The following is a 291-nucleotide window of genomic DNA, read 5'->3' as shown; positions in this document are numbered from 1 at the left end:
ATGGAAAATAATCAAATGCCAAATATGATGCCAATGATGGAAAACAACCAGATGCCAAACATAATGCCGATGATGGAAAATAATCAAATGCCAAACATAATGCCGATGATGGAAAATAATCAAATGCCAAACATGATGCCGATGATGGAAAATAACCCAATGCCAAATATGATGCCAATGATGGAAAACAACCCAATGCCAAACATAATGCCGATGATGGAAAATAATCAAATGCCAAACATGATGCCGATGATGGAAAATAACCCAATGCCAAATATGATGCCAATGATG

The 291-nt window shown here is 36.4% G+C and carries 1 protein-coding gene; it reads left to right on the top strand.

Features of this window, described 5'->3' with window-relative positions; translation table 11 throughout:
- Positions 1-291 (top strand): hypothetical protein (locus ACIQ7L_RS17605; RefSeq protein WP_400570764.1); only part of this gene is annotated, 291 nt, incomplete at both ends.

Source organism: Bacillus sp. NPDC094106 (assembly GCF_044764345.1).
GTDB lineage: Bacteria > Bacillota > Bacilli > Bacillales > Bacillaceae_G > Bacillus_A.
The sequence above is the reverse complement of the archived record's forward strand: the minus strand, read 5'-3'. Positions and strand labels throughout refer to the sequence as shown.